This window comes from Variovorax beijingensis, from assembly GCF_003951285.1.
In the GTDB taxonomy this organism is placed as follows: domain Bacteria; phylum Pseudomonadota; class Gammaproteobacteria; order Burkholderiales; family Burkholderiaceae_C; genus Variovorax; species Variovorax beijingensis.
Genome location: NZ_RXFQ01000006.1, coordinates 193,297 through 211,073 on the forward strand (window position 1 = coordinate 193,297; position 17,777 = coordinate 211,073).

Here is a 17,777-nt window from a genome sequence, read left to right on the forward strand (position 1 = left end):
CATGCAACGCAACAGGAGTTGCCGATGAAACGTACGCAGTTCATGCTGGGCCGCGTGATGCAGGGCCTGCTGGCGATTTTGCTGATCGCCACGGTCAACTTCATGCTGGTGCGCGCGGCGCCGGGCGATCCGGTGTCGGTGCTGGCGGGCGAGGCGGGCGCGTCCGATCCGCAGTTCGTGGCGCAGCTGCGCGCGCAGTTCGGGCTCGACCAGCCGATCACGACGCAGCTCGCCACCTACGTCGGCAAGGTGGTGCAGCTCGACCTGGGCTTCTCGTACCGCCAGCAGCAGCCGGTGCTCAAGCTCATCATGGACCGGCTGCCCGCCACGCTGCTGCTCACCGGCACCGCGTTTGCGCTGTCGCTGCTGTTCGGCATCACGCTCGGGGCGCTGGCCGCGCGGCGCGCCGGCACCTGGGTCGACAGCTCGATCACCGTGGTGGCGCTCATCTTCTATGCTACGCCGCTCTACTGGCTCGCGCTGATGGCGGTGCTGGTGTTCACGGTGCAGCTCGACTGGCTGCCGGGCTTCGGCTTCAGCACCGTGGGCTCCGGCGCCACCGGCCTGGCGCTGGCCTGGGACATCGCGGGCCACCTGGTGCTGCCGGCGCTGACGCTCGCGCTCTTCTACATGGCGGTGTATGCGCGCATGACGCGCGCCGCCATGCTCGAGGTGGCGCAGATGGACTTCGTGAAGACCGCGCGCGCCAAGGGCGTGAAGCCCGGCCGCATCCTGCGCGCGCACGTGCTGCGCAACGCGCTGCTGCCGGTGGTCACACTCGCGGGCATCCAGGCCGGCGGAATGATCGGCGGCGCGGTGCTGACCGAGACCGTGTTCGCCTGGCCCGGCATCGGCCGCCTGATGTTCGACGCGCTGCTGCAGCGCGACTACAACCTGCTGCTCGGCGCCTTCCTCGTGACCGCGGCCATGGCCGTGCTGTTCAATCTCATCACCGACCTCGTCTACACGCTGGTCGATCCCCGGATCGAGCTATGACCCTGCTGCAAAGTCCATTCTGGCGGCGCTTCTGCCGCAACAAGGGCGCCGTGCTCGGCATGGCCGTGCTGGTGCTGGTGGCGGTCGTCGCCCTCATCGGCCCGTGGGTCGCGACCAACGATCCGTGGAACATGGTCGAGCAGCCGTTCCTGCGGCCGTGGACCGAGCCCGGCTTCGCACTCGGCACCGACACGCTGGGCCGCGACATCCTCTCGGGCGTGATCCACGGCGCGCGCATCTCGCTGCTGATCGGGCTGGTGTCGACCGTGGTCGCGCTGCTGATCGGCGTGACGCTCGGCGCCATTGCCGGCTACTTCGGCGGCTGGATCGACGCGGCGCTGATGCGCTTCACCGAGCTGTTCCAGGCGGTGCCGAGCTTTGCGCTCGCGATCGTGCTGGTGGCCATCTTCCAGCCCTCGGTCAATTCGATCGTGGTGGCCATTGCCATCGTTTCCTGGCCGCCGGTGGCGCGGCTGGTGCGCAGCGAGTTCCTCACGCTGCGCCAGCGCGACTTCGTGCAGGCCGCGCTGCTCGCGGGCCAGTCGACACCGCGCATCATCCTCACGCAGATACTGCCCAACGCCATGTCGCCCATCATCGTGATGGCCTCGCTCATGACGGCCACGGCCATCCTGCTGGAGTCGAGCCTGAGCTTCCTTGGCCTGGGCGACCCGAACCAGATGAGCTGGGGCTACATGGTGGGCGCCGCGCGCACGGTGCTGCGCCAGGCCTGGTGGATGGCGCTGTTCCCGGGCCTGGCCATCGTGCTGACCGTGCTTGCGCTCAACCTGGTGGGCGAAGGCCTCAGCGACGGGCTCAACACGCGGCTCGACGGGAGGGGCAAATGAGCGCCACCGTCACGCCCATGAAGCCGGTGCAGCCGGTGCTCGACGTCGTCAACCTGGGCATCCGCCTGCCCAGGGGCGCGGACCGCGCGCTGGCCGTCGACGGCGCCACGCTGTCGGTGCTGCCGGGCCAGACGCTGTGCGTGGTCGGCGAATCGGGCTCGGGCAAGTCGATGATCGCCAATGCCGTGATGGGCCTGCTGCCGCGTCCGCACGTGGAGCCCGTGGCCGGGCAGATCCTGTTCGAGGGCCGCGACCTGCTGCAGCTCACCGAGCCGCAGATGCGCGAGCTGCGCGGACGGCGCATCGGCATGGTGTTCCAGGAGCCGATGACGGCGCTCAACCCCGTGATGCGCATCGGCGAGCAGATCGGCGAAGTCTTCGATGCGCACGGCAGCGTGCCCGCGGCCGAGAAGCGGCGGCGCATCCTGGCCGCGCTGGCCGACGTCGGCCTGCCCGACCCGGAACTGCTGATCGACGCCTATCCGTTCCGCCTTTCGGGCGGCCAGCGCCAGCGCGTGATGATCGCCTGCGCGCTGGTGCTCGAGCCCGTGCTCTTGATTGCCGACGAGCCGACCACCGCGCTCGACGTGACCACGCAGGCGCAGATCCTCGCGCTGATCCGCGAGCTGCAGCAGCGCCGCGGCACGGCGGTGCTGTTCATCACGCACGACTTCGGCGTGGTGTCCGAGATTGCCGACCACGTGGTCGTGATGCAGACCGGCCAGGTGGTCGAGGCCGGGCCGGTGCGCCAGGTGCTCGATGCGCCGCAGCACCCCTACACGCGCAAGCTCATCGCCGCCATTCCCACCGGCCATGCCGAGCGCGCCACGCCGACCGGCGAGGTCGCGCGCGTGCTGCAGGTGCAGGACCTGTGCAAGACCTACAGCTCGGGCAACGGCCTGTTCAAGCGCGGCCGCTCGGTGCAGGCCGCGAAGAACGTCAGCTTCGAGCTGCGCCGCGGCGAGACGCTGGGGCTGGTCGGCGAATCGGGCTCGGGCAAGTCGAGCGTGGGGCGCTGCCTGGTGGGGCTCTCGCCGTTCGACAGCGGCCGCATCCTCTTCAAGGGCCGCAGCCTGTCGCAGGGGCCGGCCTTCCGGCGCGAGGCCGCGGGCAGGATCCAGATGGTGTTCCAGGACCCGTACGCATCGCTGAACCCGCGCCACCGCGTGGGCGCGGCCATCGCGGGCGGGCCCATTGCGCAGGGCGTGGGCAAGGCCGAAGCCATGGCGCGTGCGCTCGAGCTGCTGAAGCTCGTGGGCCTGGGCGCCGACGCGGCCGAGCGCTATCCGCACGAGTTCTCGGGCGGGCAGCGCCAGCGCATCGGCATTGCCCGCGCGCTGGCCATGCAGCCCGAACTGCTGGTGGCCGACGAGCCGGTGTCGGCGCTCGACGTGTCGGTGCAGGCGCAGGTGCTCGAACTCTTCGCGCAGGTGCGCGAGCAGTTCCAGCTCGCGATGGTCTTCATCACGCACGACCTGCGCGTGGCCGGCCAGATGTGCGACCACATCGCGGTGATGCAGCGCGGCGAGGTCGTCGAATACGGCGAGACGCACAAGGTGCTCGGCGATCCGAAGCACGCCTACACGCGCAAGCTGATCGAGGCGGTGCCGCGGCTGGTGTCCGCCGCGTCGCCGGCCGAGGCGCTGGTCGCGTGATGGCGCCGAAGGACGACGTGCCCTGCGTGGCGATCCTGAGCGAGGTGCTGGACATGGAGTACCTCGCCGCGGCCTTCCGCGAGGCCCATCCGGGCATCGACCTGCGCCTGGGCGCGGAGCTCGGCGCACTGGACGAGATCGATGCGGCCGTCTGCTGGTTTCCGCCGCATGGCCTGCTCGCGCAGATGCCGAAGCTGCGGCTCGTGCAGTCGCTGGCCGCGGGCATCGAGCACATCACGGCCGATGCGCAGCTGCCGCGCCATCTGCCGCTGTGCCGCATCGTCGACACCGGCATGGCGGCCGGCATGACGGCCTATGTCTGCTGGGCCGTGGTCCAGCAGCACCGCGGCATGCGGGCCTACGTCGCGAGTTCCGCGGTCCGCCGGTGGGAGGAGCAGCCGATCGTGTCGCCGCGCCACCATCGCGTGGGCATTGCGGGCCTGGGCACGCTGGGCATGGCCTGCGCCGAGGCGCTGGCCGCCATCGGCTACCCCGTGCGCGGCTGGAGCCGCAGCGCGAAAGAATCCCTGCCGTCCGGCGTCGCCGGGTTCCACGGTGCGGCGCAGCTCGACGAATTTCTCTCGGGGTGCGACACGCTGGTGTGCCTGCTGCCGCTCACCGCCGAGACGCACGGCTTTCTCGATGCCGCGCTGTTCGCAAAGCTGCCGCGCGGCGCGCACCTGATCAACGTCGGCCGCGGCGACCATCTGGTCGAGGCCGACCTGCAGCCGGCGCTCGATGCGGGCCAGCTCTCGGCGGCCACGCTCGATGCGTTCTCGCAGGAGCCGCTGCCGCCGGACCATCCGTTCTGGGGCGACCCGCGCATCCTCGTCACGCCGCACATCGCCACGCGCACCGACAGCCTCGTGATCGCGCGCCAGACGCTCGACAACCTCACGTCGGTGCGGCAGGGCCGCCGCCCCGCCAACCAGGTCGACCTGGCGCGCGGCTATTGATTGAACTCCCTACACAACGGAACCGCCTTCATGAACGCCAGCACGCACGCAGAGAACGCCGCCAACGACATCGCCGCGCACCTGCACCCCTTCACCAACCTTGCGACCCATCCGCAGCTCGGCCCGCTGGTGATCCAGCGCGGCGACGGCATCTTCGTGGAGGACGACCAGGGCCGCCGCTATCTCGAGGCGATGTCGGGCCTGTGGTGCGCGTCGCTCGGCTTCAGCAACGCACGCCTGGCCAAGGCCGGCAGCGAGGCGCTGCACGGGCTGCCGTACTACCACACGTTCAACGGCCGCTCCAACCCGGCCGCCATCGCGCTGGCCGAAAAGCTGCTCGCGCTGGCGCCGGTGCCGATGTCCAAGGTGTTCTTCGCCAACTCGGGTTCGGAGGCCAACGACTCCGCGGTCAAGCTGGTCTGGTACTACCACAACGCCATCGGCAAGCCCGAAAAGAAAAAGATCATCGCGCGCCGCAATGCGTACCACGGCGTCACCGTCGCGGCCGCGAGCCTGAGCGGCCTCGTGCCGAACCATCGCGACTTCGATCTGCCGATCGACCGCATCCTGCACGTCGACTGCCCGCACCATTTCCGCTACGCCGAAGCCGGCGAGAGCGAGGAAGACTTCGCGACGCGGCTGGCCGCCGCGCTCGAGCAGCGCATCCTCGACGAAGGCCCCGGGACGGTCGGTGCCTTCATCGCCGAACCCGTGATGGGCGCGGGCGGCGTGCTGGTGCCGCCGGCCACCTACTTCGACAAGGTGCAGAAGGTGCTGGCGAAGTACGAGGTGCTGCTCATTGCCGACGAAGTGATCTGCGGCTTCGGCCGCACCGGCCAGATGTTCGGCTCGGCCACCTTCGGCCTCAGGCCCGACATCCTGACCGCGGCCAAGGCGCTGTCCTCGGGCTACGTGCCGATCTCGGCCGTGATGGTCAGCGAGAAGGTGCATGCGGCCGTGGCCGCCAACAGCGGCAAGATCGGCACCTTCGGCCACGGCTTCACCTACTCGGGCCATCCGGTGGCCTGCGCCATCGCGCTGGAGACGCTCAAGGTCTACGAGGACGAGAACATCCTCGCGCACGTGCAGTCGCTCGTGCCGCAATTCCAGCAAGGGCTGCAGGCCCACGCCGCGCGCAGGTACGTCGGCGAGGTGCGCGGCGTGGGGCTCATCGGCGCCATCGAGCTGTATGCCGACCCCGCCAGGCGCACGCCCTTCGATCCCGCGCAGAAGGCCGGCGCCCGCCTCGCCGAGCTCGCGCTGGCGCAGGGGCTCATCGTGCGCGCGATGGGCGATTCGATCGCCTTCTGCCCGCCGCTCATCATCACGGCCGAACAGGTCGACGACATGTTCGCGCGCTTCGGCCGTGCCATGGCGATCTTCGAAGAAAGCTTCGCGTGAAGGCCTTCTTCACCGACGAGCAGCTGCTGCACGACCCGCAGCAGTTCATGCGGCTGGGCCGCATCTGCAAGCCGACCGACCTGCCGAGCCGCGCGCATGCGCTGCGCGATGCGCTGGCCCTGCGCGGCATTGCGCTGGCCGAGCCGCGCGACTACGGCCGCGCGCCGCTCGAAGCCGTGCACAGCGCCGACTACCTCGACTACCTGGAAACCGCCTACGCGCTGTGGCGCGAGCTCGAGGTGCCCGGCGTGGAGCCCGGCATCGAGGTGCTGCCGAATCTTTCGCCCTACGACAACGGCACGCCGGGCGTGGCACGCGCGCCGTGTCCGTCGCCTTCGCTGGTGGCACGCACGGGCTACTACATCAGCGACCTCTCGTGCCCGCTCGGCCCGCACACCTGGCGCTCGATATTGCGCTCGGCCCACACCGCGGTGGCTGCGGCCGATGCGGTGCTGGAAAGCGGCGACGCGGCCTATGCGCTGTGCCGCCCCTCGGGCCACCACGCGCACCGCGACCGCGCGGGCGGCTTCTGCTACATCAACAACAGCGCCATCGCGGCGCAGCGCCTGTGCGAGCGGCACGGCCGCGTGGCGGTGTTCGACGTCGATGCGCACCACGGCGACGGCACGCAGAACATCTTCTATGCGCGCGGCGACGTGCTGACCGTGTCGACGCATGCCGATCCCTCGGGCTACTACCCGTTCTACACCGGCTACGCGCACGAGCGCGGCGTGGGCGCGGGCGAAGGCTTCAACCTGAACCTGCCGCTCGCGCACGGCGCGGACAACGCGGTGTTCCTCAAGGCGGTGGACCAGGGCGCGGCCGCGCTGCGCGAATTCGCGCCCAAGGCACTGGTGCTCGCGCTCGGCTTCGACAGCTACAAGGACGACCCCATCAGCGTGCTGAAACTCGACCTCGACGCCTACCGCCACATCGGCGAGCGCGTCGGCGCGCTGAAGCTGCCCACGGTGGTCGTGCAGGAGGGCGGCTACATGGTGGAGGCCATCGGCCCCGCGCTCGACAATTTCCTGCGGGGCTTCCAGGCCGCGCGATGAGCACCGCCGCCACGGCCCTCGCACTGCGTCCGGCGGGCTCCAGGCGCGCCGGCGTGGCGCTGTTCTTCTGCGCGCTGGTGGCCTTTGCCTCCTACGACGCGTTCTGCAAGTACATGCTGCAGTTCTACCCGGCGCCCTTCGTCAACGTGATGCGCTATGTCGCGGTGAGCGGCATTGCCTTCGCGATGCTGCTGCGCCATGGCGACCTGCGCATGTGGCGCACGCCGCAGAAGCCCTTGCTGCTGCTGCGCGGGCTGATGCTCGCGACGGTCGCCACCTGCTTCATGACGGCGCTCATCTGGATGCCGCTGGCCGAAGCCACGGCCATCTACTTCACCGCGCCGCTGCTGATGGTGGCGCTGTCGCCGTGGCTGCTCGGCGAGCAGGTGCGGCGCAGCCGCTGGGTGGCCGTGACGGTCGGCTTCGGCGGCATGCTGCTGATCGTGCGGCCGGGCGCCGACCTGCCGCTGCTCGGCACGGTGCTGATGGCGGTGGCGGCCGTCTGCTATGCGATCTTCCAGCTGCTCACGCGGCGGCTCGCGGGCCTGGTCGCGGGGCCGGTGCAGTACGCCTGGACCGCGCTGGCCTGCTTCGTCGTCACGCTGCTGCCCGCGCCCTTCTTCCTGCCCGCCCAGCCGCCGCCCTGGGGCGACGTGGCGCTGCTGCTGGCGGGCGGCGCCTGCAGCGCGGCGGCGCAGTGGCTGCTGCTGGCCGCCTTCGAGCGTGTCGAGGCCTCGACGCTGGCGCCGCTCAACTACTTCCAGCTGCTGCTGGCCGTGGCCTTCAGCACCTTCTGGTTCCGCCGGCCGCCCGACGCGATCGCGATGGCCGGCATCGCGCTGATCATGGCGGCGGGCATCTACCTGGCGCGCGCGGGGCGGGGCCTGAAGACCGCACCGGCCGCGCCGGATGCCATCCGGTGAAGAATCGCCCCTGGCGCACACCAATGACGAGACAAGCAACATGGCAACTTCCACAATTTCTCCTCCTCCTGCTGCTGCCGACGCGGCCCTGTTCGAATCGGTCGAGTCGACCGACCTCGTCGGCCTGGTCGAGGCCCAGCTGACGCGCGCCATCGTCGAAGGCCGCCTGGCACCCGGCAGCCGCATCGTCGAAGCCGACATCGCGCGCCGCATGGGCGTGAGCCGCGCGCCGGTGCGCGAGGCGGCGCGGCGGCTCGAGCGCCAGGGCGTGCTGGTCGCCAAGCCGCGCCACGGCTTCGCGGTGCGGACCATCAGCGTGCAGGAGATCGACGATCTGTTCGAAGTGCGCCTGAGCCTGGAGCTCACCTCCATCGAGCTGGCCTGCCGCAAGGCCGACGACGCGGGCATCGCGCGCGTGCAGGCGCTGGTCGAGGCCATGGTGCGCGAGGCCAACACGCAGCCGCAGCACCACCGCATCGCCAACGACCTGGCGCTGCACACGCTGATCTGCGAGCTCTCGGGCAACGCGCACCTGCACCGCATCTTCATGAACACGCAGACCGAGATGCAGATGATCATCGCGCTGATCGACGCGGTCTACCACGACCCCACCGCGATGGCCGCGACCCACCGCCCCATCGTCGACGCCCTGGTGCGCCGCGACCCCGAGGCCGCCAAGGCCGCGATGCGCGTGCACCTGGAAGACGCCTGGCAGCACGTGCGTGCACTGTTCGTGAAGCAGCACGGCGCCGCACCCCTTCCCGCCAATGCCTGAGACTGGAGAAACACACCGATGAAAGTCGTCTACAGCGACACGCACAAGGACCACGATCCGCAGCTCTTCATGGTGCGCGGCAAGCTCAAGCGCAGCAACGAGCAGCCCGAGCGCGCGTTCCGCCTGCTCGAGGCGGTGCAGCGGGAGGGCCACGAGATCGTCGCCACGCGCGACTTCGGCGCCGGCCCGCGCGCCGCCATCCACACGCCCGAGTACCTGCGATTTCTAGCAAACGCCTACGCGCGCTGGCAGCTGCTGGACGACCCCTCCGAAGAGGTGATGCCCAACATCCATCCCTTCCCGGGCCAGCCCTGCACCTACCCCGACAGCGTGGTCGGCCAGGCCGGCTTCCACATGGGCGACAACGCCTGCTCGATCGGCGCGCGCACCTGGGAGGCCGCCATCGCCTCGGCGAACATGGCGACGCATGCGGCGCAGCTGGTGCTCGATGGCGAGCGCGCGGCCTATGCGCTGTGCCGCCCGCCCGGCCACCACGCGTACGCCGACCGCGCCAACGGCTTCTGCTACCTCAACAACGTGGCGATTGCCGCGCAGCACTTGCGCGGCGTGCACGACCGCGTGGCCATCCTCGACATCGACGTGCACCACGGCAACGGAACCCAGGGCATCTTCTACCGCCGCGCCGACGTGCTGACCATCTCGCTGCACGGCGATCCGCGCAACTTCACGCCCTTCTTCATCGGCCATGCGCACGAGCGCGGCGAAGGCGAAGGCCTCGGCTACAACATCAACAAGCCGCTCGCGCTGGGCACCGACATCGACGGCTACCTGCCCGCGCTGCGCGACGCCTGCGACAGCATCCGCGCCTATGCGCCCGGCGCGCTGGTGGTGGCGCTGGGGCTCGATGCGCACGAGCGCGATCCCTACAAGGGCATGAAGATCCAGACCGCCGGCTTCGCCGTGCTGCTGGCCGAGATCGCGCGCCTGGGGCTGCCCACGGTGCTGGTGCAGGAAGGCGGCTACCTTTCCGACGACCTGGGTCCGAACATCGCGAGCGCGCTGCGCGGATTCGAGAGCGCGGCATGAGCGCAGCACCGGGCCGCCCCAAGCAAGCTCGCTCCCGCTCGGCGGGAAGGCGCGCAGCGCCAAGGGTGCACTCATGACCAATGCAGAGTTCGCCGACGCGCAGGTGCTCAGCGATGCCTCGCCCGCACTCGACGACGCCTGGGTGCGCGAGCTCGCGCGCGAGCATTACGGCATCGACGGCGAGATGAAGCCACTGACCGGCGAGCGCGACCGCAACTACCGGCTCGAGCGCGCCGCCGACGGTGCCCGCTTCATGCTGAAGATCTCGCACCCGGCCGAGACTGCGCTGGTCGCCGACTTCCAGACCAAGGCCCTGCTGCATCTCGCGGCCACCGACCCGGGCCTGCCGGTGCAGCGCATCGTGCCGACGCGAGGCGGCGCCGCCTCTTTCGTGTGCGACCCGGGCGACGGCCTGCCGCGCGTGGTGCGCCTCTTCAGCTACCTCCCCGGCCTGCCGCTGCCCGAGGCGCCGCGCACGCCGCTGCAGCAGCAGAACATCGCGCGCATGCTGGCCCGGCTCGACCTCGCGCTCGCCGGCTTCGACCACCCGGCCGGCGAGCTGCCGCTGCCCTGGGACCTGCAGCGCGCCGACGGCGTGCGCGGCCTGCTCGCGCACATCGCCGAGCCCGAGCGCCGCGCGCTGGCCGCCGCCGCGCTCGACCGCTTCGAGCGCGATGCCAAGCCCGTGCTGCGCACGCTGCCCGCGCAGCCGATCCACAACGACTTCAACATCTACAACCTGCTGGTCGACCCGGCCGACACCGACCGCATCGCCGCGATCCTCGACTTCGGCGACATGGTGCGCGCACCGTGCATCAACGACCTCGCCGTGGCCGCCGCCTACCAGGCCGGCACCGACGGCGATCCGCTCGCGGCCATCGTGCCGCTGGTCGCCGCGTACCACGCGGTGCGGCCGCTGTCGCCGGCCGAGGCCGGCGTGCTGTTCGACCTGATCACGGCGCGGCTCGTGATGGTGGTGGCCATCAGCGGCTGGCGCGCCGCGCGCTATCCCGAGAACGCGCCCTACCTGCTGCGCAACAACCCGCTGTCGTGGGCGCGGCTGCAGGCCTGCGAGCGCGTCGGCAGCGCCGCCGCGACGGCCGCCTTCCGCCGCGCGCTGAATCTCTGAGAGACTGCCCATGACCACCCTCGCCCCTTCGATCCAGGCCCTCGTCGAGCGCCGCGCGCGCGTGCTCGGCCCGGCCTACCGCCTGTTCTACGAAACGCCGCTGCACCCGGTGCGCGGCGAAGGCGTGTGGCTGTACGACGCCGAGGGCCGGCCCCATCTCGACGCCTACAACAACGTCGCTTCGGTCGGCCATTGCCACCCGCACGTGGTCGAGGCCATCGCGCGCCAGGCCGGCGTGCTCAACACCCACACGCGCTACCTGCACGAAGGCGTGCTCGACTACGCCGAGCGGCTGCTCGCCACCATGCCGGGCGAACTCGCGCATGCGATGTTCACCTGCACCGGCAGCGAGGCCAACGACCTCGCGATGCGCATCGCACGCGCGCACACCAAGGCCGAGGGGCTGATCGTCACGCGCTTCGCGTACCACGGCGTCACCGCGTCGATCGCCGAGGCCTCGCCCTCGCTGGGCAAGTTCGTGCAGCTCGGCGATGCGGTGCGCACCGTGCCGGCGCCCGACAGCTACCGCATCGCGCCCGGCGAACTGGGCCGCGCGTTCGCGAACGGCGTGCGCGCGGCCATCGCCGACCTCAAGGAGCATGGCATGCGCCCGGCCGCGCTGATGGTCGACACGGTGTTCTCGAGCGACGGCATCTTCACCGACCCGCCCGGCTTCATGGCCGAGGCGGTGGAGGCGGTGCGCGAGGCCGGCGGCCTCTTCATCGCCGACGAAGTGCAGCCCGGCCTCGGCCGCACCGGCGATGCGTTCTGGGGTTTCCAGCGGCACGGCGTGGTGCCCGACATCGTCACCATGGGCAAGCCGCTGGGTGCCGGCCATCCGCTGGCCGGCCTCGCGGTGCGCCCCGGGGTGCTGGCCGCCTTCGGCCGCGAGTGCCGCTACTTCAACACCTTCGGTGGCAACCCGGTCTCGATGGCCGCGGGCATGGCGGTGCTCGACGTGGTCGAGCGCGAAGGGCTGATGGCCCATGCGCAGCGCGTCGGCAGTTACCTGCGTGCGCAGATCGCGAAGCTCGCCGAGCGCCACAGCTTGATCGGCGACGTGCGCGGCGCGGGCCTGTTCGTGGGCGTGGAGCTCGTCACCGACCGCCGCACCCGAACGCCCGCCACCGCGGAAACCGCGCGCATCGTCAACGGCCTGCGCGAGCGGCAGGTGCTGCTGAGCGCCACCGGCGAGCACGCCAGCACGCTCAAGATCCGTCCGCCGCTGGTGTTTACCGAAGCCCATGCCGACTTGCTGGCCGAGACGCTCGGCCAGGTGCTGGCCGGCCTCTGACCGATCGCCTCTTCGCCACTGCGCATGGCGCCCCTCGCCGCCTTGCGCCAGAATCGTTCGCCCCCACGACCCTTGCCACCATGAACATCGTCGACTCCTTTGCCGCCCACGCCTCCCGCTTCGTCGATATCCGGCGCGACATCCACGCCCATCCCGAGCTCGGCTTCGAGGAGCACCGCACCTCCGAAAAGGTGGCGGGCCTGCTCGCCGAATGGGGCATCGAGGTGCACCGCGGCATTGCCGGCACCGGCCTGGTCGGCGTGCTGCGCAAGGGCACCGGCACGCGCACCATCGGCCTGCGCGCCGACATGGATGCGCTGCCGCTGCACGAGGCCAACGAGTTCGCCCACAAGTCCACGCATGCCGGCCGCATGCACGCCTGCGGCCACGACGGCCACACCACCATGCTGCTGGCCGCCGCCTGGCACCTGTCGCAGCAGGGCCCGGGTGACTTCGACGGCACCGTGCATTTCATCTTCCAGCCCGCCGAGGAGATGGGCAAGGCCGGCGCCAGGAAGATGATCCAGGACGGCCTGTTCGAGCGCTTTCCGTGCGACGCGGTCTTTGCGCTGCACAACTTTCCCGTCGGCGACGTGGGCCGCTTCGCGCTCAACGAAGGCGCGCTGATGGCCTCGAGCAACACCTACAGGATCACCATGCACGGGCGCGGCACGCACGCCTCGATGCCGCACACCGGCATCGACCCGGTGGCCGCGGTGGTCACGCTCGCGCAGCAGCTGCAGACCATCGTGCCGCGCACCATTCCGAGCACCGAGCGCGCCCTGCTCGCGGTCACGCAGCTGCAGGGCTCGGATGCGCCCAACGTGATTCCCGACGTGGCCACGGTCGGCGGCACCATCCGCACCTTCTCCATCGAGGCCATCGACAAGATCGAGGCGCGGCTGCGCGAAGTGGCCGCCGGCGTGGCCGCGGCGCACGGCTGCACGGCCGAGGTCTTCTTCAACCGCTCCTCGCCGCCGGTGGTCAATCACGTGGCCGAGGCGCGCTTTGCCGCCAGCGTGATGCGCGAAGTGGTGGGCGACGGCATGGTCACCGACAACTTCCCCGCCGTGATGGGCGCCGAGGACTTCGCCCACATGCTGCTCGCGCGGCCCGGCTGCTATGCGTTCCTCGGCAATGGCGACGGCGACCACCGGCTCGATGGCCACGGGCCCGGCCCTTGCATCATCCACAACACCTCGTTCGACTTCAACGACGAGATCATTCCGATCGGCGCCAGCTACTTCGTGAAGCTGGTGCAGCGCTGGCTGCCGTCGGGTGCCTGAATTTTTCCACTGCCAACGACGATGATGAAAGCGGCCACCCCGATGACCCCCACCCTGCTCACCCGGCGCTCGCTCGCTGCCCTTGCAGCCGCCACGGCGCTCGGCGCCTTCACGCCCGTGCACGCGCAGCAGCGCGTGATCCACATCGTCGTGCCCTTCGGCACCGGCGCGGTGCAGGACACCGTGGCGCGCGCCTTCAACGCCGAGCTGGGCGCGGCGCTCAACGCCAGCGCCATCGTCGAGAACCGCGCGGGCGCGGGCGGCACGGTGGGCGCGGCCGTCGTGGCCAAGGCGCCGCCGGACGGCAACACGCTGGTGCTCGCGGCCGCGAGCCACAACATCGCGGGCTTCCTGTACAGCAAGCTCTCCTACGACCCGCTGAAGGATTTCGTGGGCGTGGCCAGCATCGGCAACGCAGGCTATGTGCTGGCGGTGGCGAGCGGGCTCAACGTGTCGAGCACGGCCGACTTCATCAAGGAGGTCAAGGCCAACCCGGGCAAGTACAACTACGCCTCGGCCGGCAACGGCAGCGCCACGCACCTGGCGATGGCGTCGTTCCTTGCCAAGGCCGGGCTGCAGATGACGCACATCCCGACCAAGTCCACCGGCGAGGCGGTCAACGAGGTGCTCGCGGGCCGCGTGCAGGCGGTGATCTCGTCGAGCATCGGCGTGATGGGCTTCCAGGCCGATCCGCGCATGAAGCTGCTCGCCTCCACGGGCCAGGCGCGCAGCCCGTTCCTGCCGAACCTGCCGACGGTGGCCGAGAGCGGCCTGCCGGGCTACGCCTTCGATTCATGGATCGGCCTGCTCGCGCCGGCCGGCACGCCCAAGGCCGAGGTCGAGCGCCTCAACGCGACCACCAACAAGGTGCTGTCCGATCCGGCGATCCAGGAGCGCTTCAAGCGCCTGGGCGTGGAGCCGCGCACGCAGAGCGCCGAAGAGTTCCAGAAGCTGCTGCGCGCGGACTGGGATGCGATGGGGGCTGTGGTGAAGGCTTCGGGGGCGAAGATCGACTGATCTTGTGCTGTTGTTCTTGGCGCTCTTGTTCAGGGCGCCGTTGTTCGGGGCGCGTGCACAGGCCACCGGGTACTCCCCTCCGCGAATGTCCCCCGTCGGCGTGATCGCGCCCTGAATAACGCGTCCCGCCTTCGCCCCGAAATCACAGAAGAACCCGACCCGGAAGAGCGCCCACTCGACGCATATCTTGACGATATATCGTTAATATATTTAAAGTACGGGCCTTCCCCACCGCACATCCAGGAGCGCTCACGTGACCCAACCCCGCTGGCAAGGCATCTTCCCCGCCATCACCACCAAGTTCCACGCCGACGAAAGCATCGATGCCGAGGGCACCGCCCGCCACATCGACTTCCAGATCCGCAACGGCATCCACGGCCTCGTGACCTGCGGCTCGCTCGGCGAAGCCAGCACGCTCACGCTCGAAGAAAAGCTGCAAGTCGCCAAGATCGCGCTGGAAGCCGCCGACGGCCGCATCCCGGTGCTGGCCAATGTGTCGGAAACCAGCACGCGCGAGGCGCTGCGCTACGTGGACGGGGCCAACCAGCTCGGCGTGGCCGGCTTCATGGTGATGCCCTCGGTGATCTACGTGGCCGACGCGCGCGAAGCCATGCTCAATGTGCGCACCATCGCCAACGCGGCCCAGAAGCCCGTCATGGTCTACAACAACCCGGTGGCCTACCGGGTGGACCTGAAGCCCGAGCACATGCTGGAGCTGGCGGATTGCGAATGGATCGCGGCCATCAAGGAGAGTTCGGACGACATCCGCCGCATCACCGACCTGCGCAACACGGTGGGCGATCGCTACCAGCTGTTCCTGGGGGTGGACGACCTGGCCTACGAAGGCTTGGCGCTGGGCTGCGACGGCCTGCTGGCCGGGGTGGGCTGCGCGTTCCCGCGCGAGACGGTGGCGCTCTACGACCTGATGAAGGCGGGCCGGTTCGCCGAAGCGCTGAAGCTCTACCAGTGGATGACGCCGATGCTGCACCTGGACGTGTCGACCAAGCTGGTGCAGAACCTCAAGCTGATCGACGTGCTGGTGGGCGTGGGCAGCGAGCACATGCGCCGCCCGCGGCTGCCGCTCATCGGCCAGGAGCGCGCGGCCATCGAGGCCATCGTGAAGAAGGCGCTGGCCACGCGGCCGGTGCAGTACCAGTCGGTCGTGTAATAGCGCTCTCACTCTTTTTCATCGTCCTTACCTGGGAACAAGCATGAAGTCCAAAGAACACATGATTCCGTTTCTCGGCCTCGTGGCGGCCATCGCCATCGCAGGCCATGCGCATGCGCAGCAGGAGCAGGTCGTCAAGATCGGCCACAGCGGGCCGCTCTCGGGCCCCAATGCCTTCGCGGGCAAGGACAACGAAAACGGCGTGCGCCTGGCCATCGAGGAACTCAACGCGAGGAAGATCACGGCCGGCGGCAAGACGCTGAAGTTCGAGCTGGTGTCCGAAGACGACCAGTGCGATGCCAAGTCCGGCGTCAGCGTGGCGCAGAAGTTCGTGGACGACGGCGTCAAGTACGTCATGGGCCCGTACTGCTCGGGCGTGGCCATTCCGGCGTCGCGCATCTATGCCGATGGCGGCACCATGGTCTCCACCGTGGGCACCAACCCGAAGGTCACGCAGGGCGGCTACAGGAACCTCTACCGCATCATCGCGAGCGACAACCAGATCGGCTCCAGCATGGCGGTGTATGCGGCCAAGGTGCTCAAGGTGACGAAGGTGGGCGTGATCGACGACCGCACCGCCTTCGGCCAGGGCCTGGCGGAAGAGTTCACCAAGGAAGCGAAGAAGCAGGGCCTCACCATCGTGGGCCAGGAGTTCACCACCGACAAGGCCGTGGACTTCACCGCGATCCTCACCAACATGAAGGCCAAGGCGCCCGAAGCCATCTTCTTCGGCGGCTATGCGCCGCAGGCCGCACCCATGGCGCGCCAGATGAAGCAGTTGGCCGTGCCCGGCAAGCTGCTGGGCGGCGACACCGTCTGCAGCCCGGCCACCGGCAAGCTCGGCGGCGATGCGGTCAACGACCTGGTGTTCTGCGCGCAGGGCGGCTCCATCCTCGAGAAGGCGCAGAGCGGCCCGGCCTTCAAGGCCAAGTTCAAGAAGCGCTTCAACGCCGACGCCGATGCCTACGCCGCCTCGTACTACGACCAGCTGCTGTTCATCGGCGAGTCGATGCAGAAGGCCAACTCCATCGACCCCGACAAGGTGGGCGCCGAGCTCTACAAGACCACCTACAAAGGCGTGGCCGCCACCTACAGCTACGACGACAAGGGCAACATGAAGCAGGCGCCGATCACGGTGTTCACCTTCAAGAACGCCGCGCCCGTTCCCCTCGCGAGCTACTGAACCCGAGGAACGACATGCTGCAGCGCATCCAGGTCATCGATTCGCACACGGGCGGCGAGCCCACGCGGCTGGTCGTCGGCGGATTTCCCGACCTCGGCGGCGGCTCCATGGCCGAGCGCCGCGCGCTGCTGGCCGACCAGCACGACAAATGGCGCGCGGCCACGGTGCTCGAGCCGCGCGGCAGCGACGTGATCGTGGGTGCGCTCTTGTGCGAACCCGTGTCGAAGGATGCCGCAGCCGGCGTGGTCTTCTTCAACAACACCGGCTATCTCGGCATGTGCGGCCACGGCACCATCGGCCTGGTCGCGAGCCTCGCGCACATGGGGCGCATCGGCGCCGGCGAACACCGCATCGAGACGCCCGTGGGCACGGTCACGGCCACGCTGCATGCGGATGGTTCGGTCAGCGTGCGCAACGTGCCGGCCTACCGGCATCTGCACCAGGCGGCGGTGCAGCTGCCTGGCCATGGCACCGTGCGCGGCGATGTGGCTTGGGGCGGCAACTGGTTCTTCCTTGTGAGCGAGCACGGCCAGCGCGTGGCCAGCGACAACCTCGCCGCGCTGACCGGCTACACCGCCGCCTTGCGCCGCGCGCTCGCGGCGCAAGGCATCACGGGCGCCGAGGGTGCGGAGATCGATCACATCGAACTCTTTTCCGACGACAGCGAAGGCGCCGACAGCCGCAACTTCGTGCTGTGCCCCGGCAATGCCTACGACCGCTCGCCGTGCGGCACCGGCACCAGCGCCAAGATCGCCTGCCTCGCGGCCGACGGCAAGCTCGCGCCGGGCGAAGCGTGGACGCAGGCCAGCGTGATCGGCAGCCGCTTCGAGGCCAGCTACACGTTGGAAGACGGCAAGGTCATTCCGACGCTGCGCGGCCGCGCGCACATCAGCGCCGAAGCCACGCTGCTGATCGACGACAGCGACCCCTTCGGCTGGGGCATCAGAACGTGAGGCTCGCCCCCAGGCTTCGCGCACTTCGTGTCGCTTCTCCTCCCCCCTACCGGGGACAACACCTGCGGCCCGGCGAAGCCGGTTCCGCGGT

General features: G+C 69.7%; 16 protein-coding genes. All 16 read left to right on the forward strand.

All coding sequences use genetic code 11. The features are described from left to right. Window positions 1–24: 24 nt before the first annotated feature. The 16 genes from EJO66_RS12330 to EJO66_RS12405 all read left to right on the forward strand — a co-directional run bounded on the left by EJO66_RS12330 (window position 25) and on the right by EJO66_RS12405 (window position 17,686). Window positions 25–996, forward strand: coding sequence for an ABC transporter permease (locus EJO66_RS12330; protein WP_124959184.1), 972 nt, complete (start codon window positions 25–27; stop codon window positions 994–996). Then, window positions 993–1,844 (forward strand): ABC transporter permease, encoded by an 852-nt coding sequence (locus EJO66_RS12335; protein ID WP_125965352.1) that lies wholly within the window; start codon window positions 993–995, stop codon window positions 1,842–1,844. Before EJO66_RS12330 ends, EJO66_RS12335 begins: the two co-directional genes overlap by 4 nt. Then, window positions 1,841–3,499, forward strand: coding sequence for an ABC transporter ATP-binding protein (locus tag EJO66_RS12340; RefSeq protein ID WP_124959182.1), 1,659 nt, complete (start codon window positions 1,841–1,843; stop codon window positions 3,497–3,499). Before EJO66_RS12335 ends, EJO66_RS12340 begins: the two co-directional genes overlap by 4 nt. Next, window positions 3,499–4,455: a 2-hydroxyacid dehydrogenase gene (locus EJO66_RS12345; protein ID WP_124959181.1), complete on the forward strand. Its 957-nt coding sequence runs from the start codon at window positions 3,499–3,501 to the stop codon at window positions 4,453–4,455. Before EJO66_RS12340 ends, EJO66_RS12345 begins: the two co-directional genes overlap by 1 nt. A gap of 30 nt (window positions 4,456–4,485) precedes the next feature. Beyond that, entirely contained in the window at window positions 4,486–5,856 is a 1,371-nt protein-coding gene (locus EJO66_RS12350) for an aminotransferase (RefSeq protein ID WP_124959180.1), read from the forward strand. Then, entirely contained in the window at window positions 5,853–6,911 is a 1,059-nt protein-coding gene (locus EJO66_RS12355) for a histone deacetylase family protein (protein WP_124959179.1), read from the forward strand. The genes EJO66_RS12350 and EJO66_RS12355 overlap by 4 nt, the downstream gene beginning before the upstream one ends. Further along, on the forward strand, window positions 6,908–7,834 hold the full coding sequence (locus EJO66_RS12360) for a DMT family transporter (RefSeq protein ID WP_124959178.1): 927 nt from the start codon (window positions 6,908–6,910) through the stop codon (window positions 7,832–7,834). Before EJO66_RS12355 ends, EJO66_RS12360 begins: the two co-directional genes overlap by 4 nt. Beyond that, window positions 7,821–8,609 carry a GntR family transcriptional regulator gene (locus EJO66_RS12365; protein ID WP_124959177.1) on the forward strand — a complete coding sequence of 263 codons (789 nt, stop codon included), beginning with the start codon at window positions 7,821–7,823 and terminating at the stop codon, window positions 8,607–8,609. The genes EJO66_RS12360 and EJO66_RS12365 overlap by 14 nt, the downstream gene beginning before the upstream one ends. Before the next feature lie 18 nt (window positions 8,610–8,627). Next, entirely contained in the window at window positions 8,628–9,656 is a 1,029-nt protein-coding gene (locus EJO66_RS12370) for a histone deacetylase family protein (protein ID WP_124959176.1), read from the forward strand. Between the two features lie 73 nt (window positions 9,657–9,729). Further along, the gene (locus tag EJO66_RS12375) at window positions 9,730–10,785 is read left to right on the forward strand and encodes a phosphotransferase (protein WP_125965353.1); all 1,056 of its coding nucleotides are present in this window, start codon (window positions 9,730–9,732) and stop codon (window positions 10,783–10,785) included. A 10-nt stretch (window positions 10,786–10,795) separates the two neighbouring features. After that, window positions 10,796–12,079 (forward strand): aspartate aminotransferase family protein, encoded by a 1,284-nt coding sequence (locus EJO66_RS12380; RefSeq protein WP_124959174.1) that lies wholly within the window; start codon window positions 10,796–10,798, stop codon window positions 12,077–12,079. 80 nt (window positions 12,080–12,159) lie between these two features. Continuing rightward, window positions 12,160–13,365, forward strand: coding sequence for a M20 aminoacylase family protein (locus EJO66_RS12385; RefSeq protein ID WP_124959173.1), 1,206 nt, complete (start codon window positions 12,160–12,162; stop codon window positions 13,363–13,365). Between the two features lie 42 nt (window positions 13,366–13,407). After that, window positions 13,408–14,382: a tripartite tricarboxylate transporter substrate-binding protein gene (locus EJO66_RS12390; RefSeq protein WP_399281411.1), complete on the forward strand. Its 975-nt coding sequence runs from the start codon at window positions 13,408–13,410 to the stop codon at window positions 14,380–14,382. Window positions 14,383–14,635: 253 nt separating this feature from the next. After that, window positions 14,636–15,550 carry a dihydrodipicolinate synthase family protein gene (locus EJO66_RS12395; protein WP_124959171.1) on the forward strand — a complete coding sequence of 305 codons (915 nt, stop codon included), beginning with the start codon at window positions 14,636–14,638 and terminating at the stop codon, window positions 15,548–15,550. 43 nt (window positions 15,551–15,593) lie between these two features. Next, on the forward strand, window positions 15,594–16,733 hold the full coding sequence (locus EJO66_RS12400) for a branched-chain amino acid ABC transporter substrate-binding protein (RefSeq protein ID WP_125965354.1): 1,140 nt from the start codon (window positions 15,594–15,596) through the stop codon (window positions 16,731–16,733). A 17-nt stretch (window positions 16,734–16,750) separates the two neighbouring features. Further along, a complete protein-coding gene (locus EJO66_RS12405; RefSeq protein WP_124959254.1) occupies window positions 16,751–17,686 on the forward strand; it encodes a 4-hydroxyproline epimerase in 936 nt (311 codons plus the stop codon). The last annotated feature ends 91 nt before the right edge of the window (window positions 17,687–17,777 follow it).

Bases quoted from the DNA above. Each gene is read 5' to 3' on its own strand.
- EJO66_RS12330 (WP_124959184.1), top strand. From the start codon at position 25: ATGAAACGTACGCAGTTCATGCTGGGCCGCGTGATGCAGGGCCTGCTG.
- EJO66_RS12335 (WP_125965352.1), top strand. From the start codon at position 993: ATGACCCTGCTGCAAAGTCCATTCTGGCGGCGCTTCTGCCGCAACAAG.
- EJO66_RS12340 (WP_124959182.1), top strand. From the start codon at position 1,841: ATGAGCGCCACCGTCACGCCCATGAAGCCGGTGCAGCCGGTGCTCGAC.
- EJO66_RS12345 (WP_124959181.1), top strand. From the start codon at position 3,499: ATGGCGCCGAAGGACGACGTGCCCTGCGTGGCGATCCTGAGCGAGGTG.
- EJO66_RS12350 (WP_124959180.1), top strand. From the start codon at position 4,486: ATGAACGCCAGCACGCACGCAGAGAACGCCGCCAACGACATCGCCGCG.
- EJO66_RS12360 (WP_124959178.1), top strand. From the start codon at position 6,908: ATGAGCACCGCCGCCACGGCCCTCGCACTGCGTCCGGCGGGCTCCAGG.
- EJO66_RS12365 (WP_124959177.1), top strand. From the start codon at position 7,821: ATGCCATCCGGTGAAGAATCGCCCCTGGCGCACACCAATGACGAGACA.
- EJO66_RS12370 (WP_124959176.1), top strand. From the start codon at position 8,628: ATGAAAGTCGTCTACAGCGACACGCACAAGGACCACGATCCGCAGCTC.
- EJO66_RS12375 (WP_125965353.1), top strand. From the start codon at position 9,730: ATGACCAATGCAGAGTTCGCCGACGCGCAGGTGCTCAGCGATGCCTCG.
- EJO66_RS12380 (WP_124959174.1), top strand. From the start codon at position 10,796: ATGACCACCCTCGCCCCTTCGATCCAGGCCCTCGTCGAGCGCCGCGCG.
- EJO66_RS12385 (WP_124959173.1), top strand. From the start codon at position 12,160: ATGAACATCGTCGACTCCTTTGCCGCCCACGCCTCCCGCTTCGTCGAT.
- EJO66_RS12390 (WP_399281411.1), top strand. From the start codon at position 13,408: ATGACCCCCACCCTGCTCACCCGGCGCTCGCTCGCTGCCCTTGCAGCC.
- EJO66_RS12400 (WP_125965354.1), top strand. From the start codon at position 15,594: ATGAAGTCCAAAGAACACATGATTCCGTTTCTCGGCCTCGTGGCGGCC.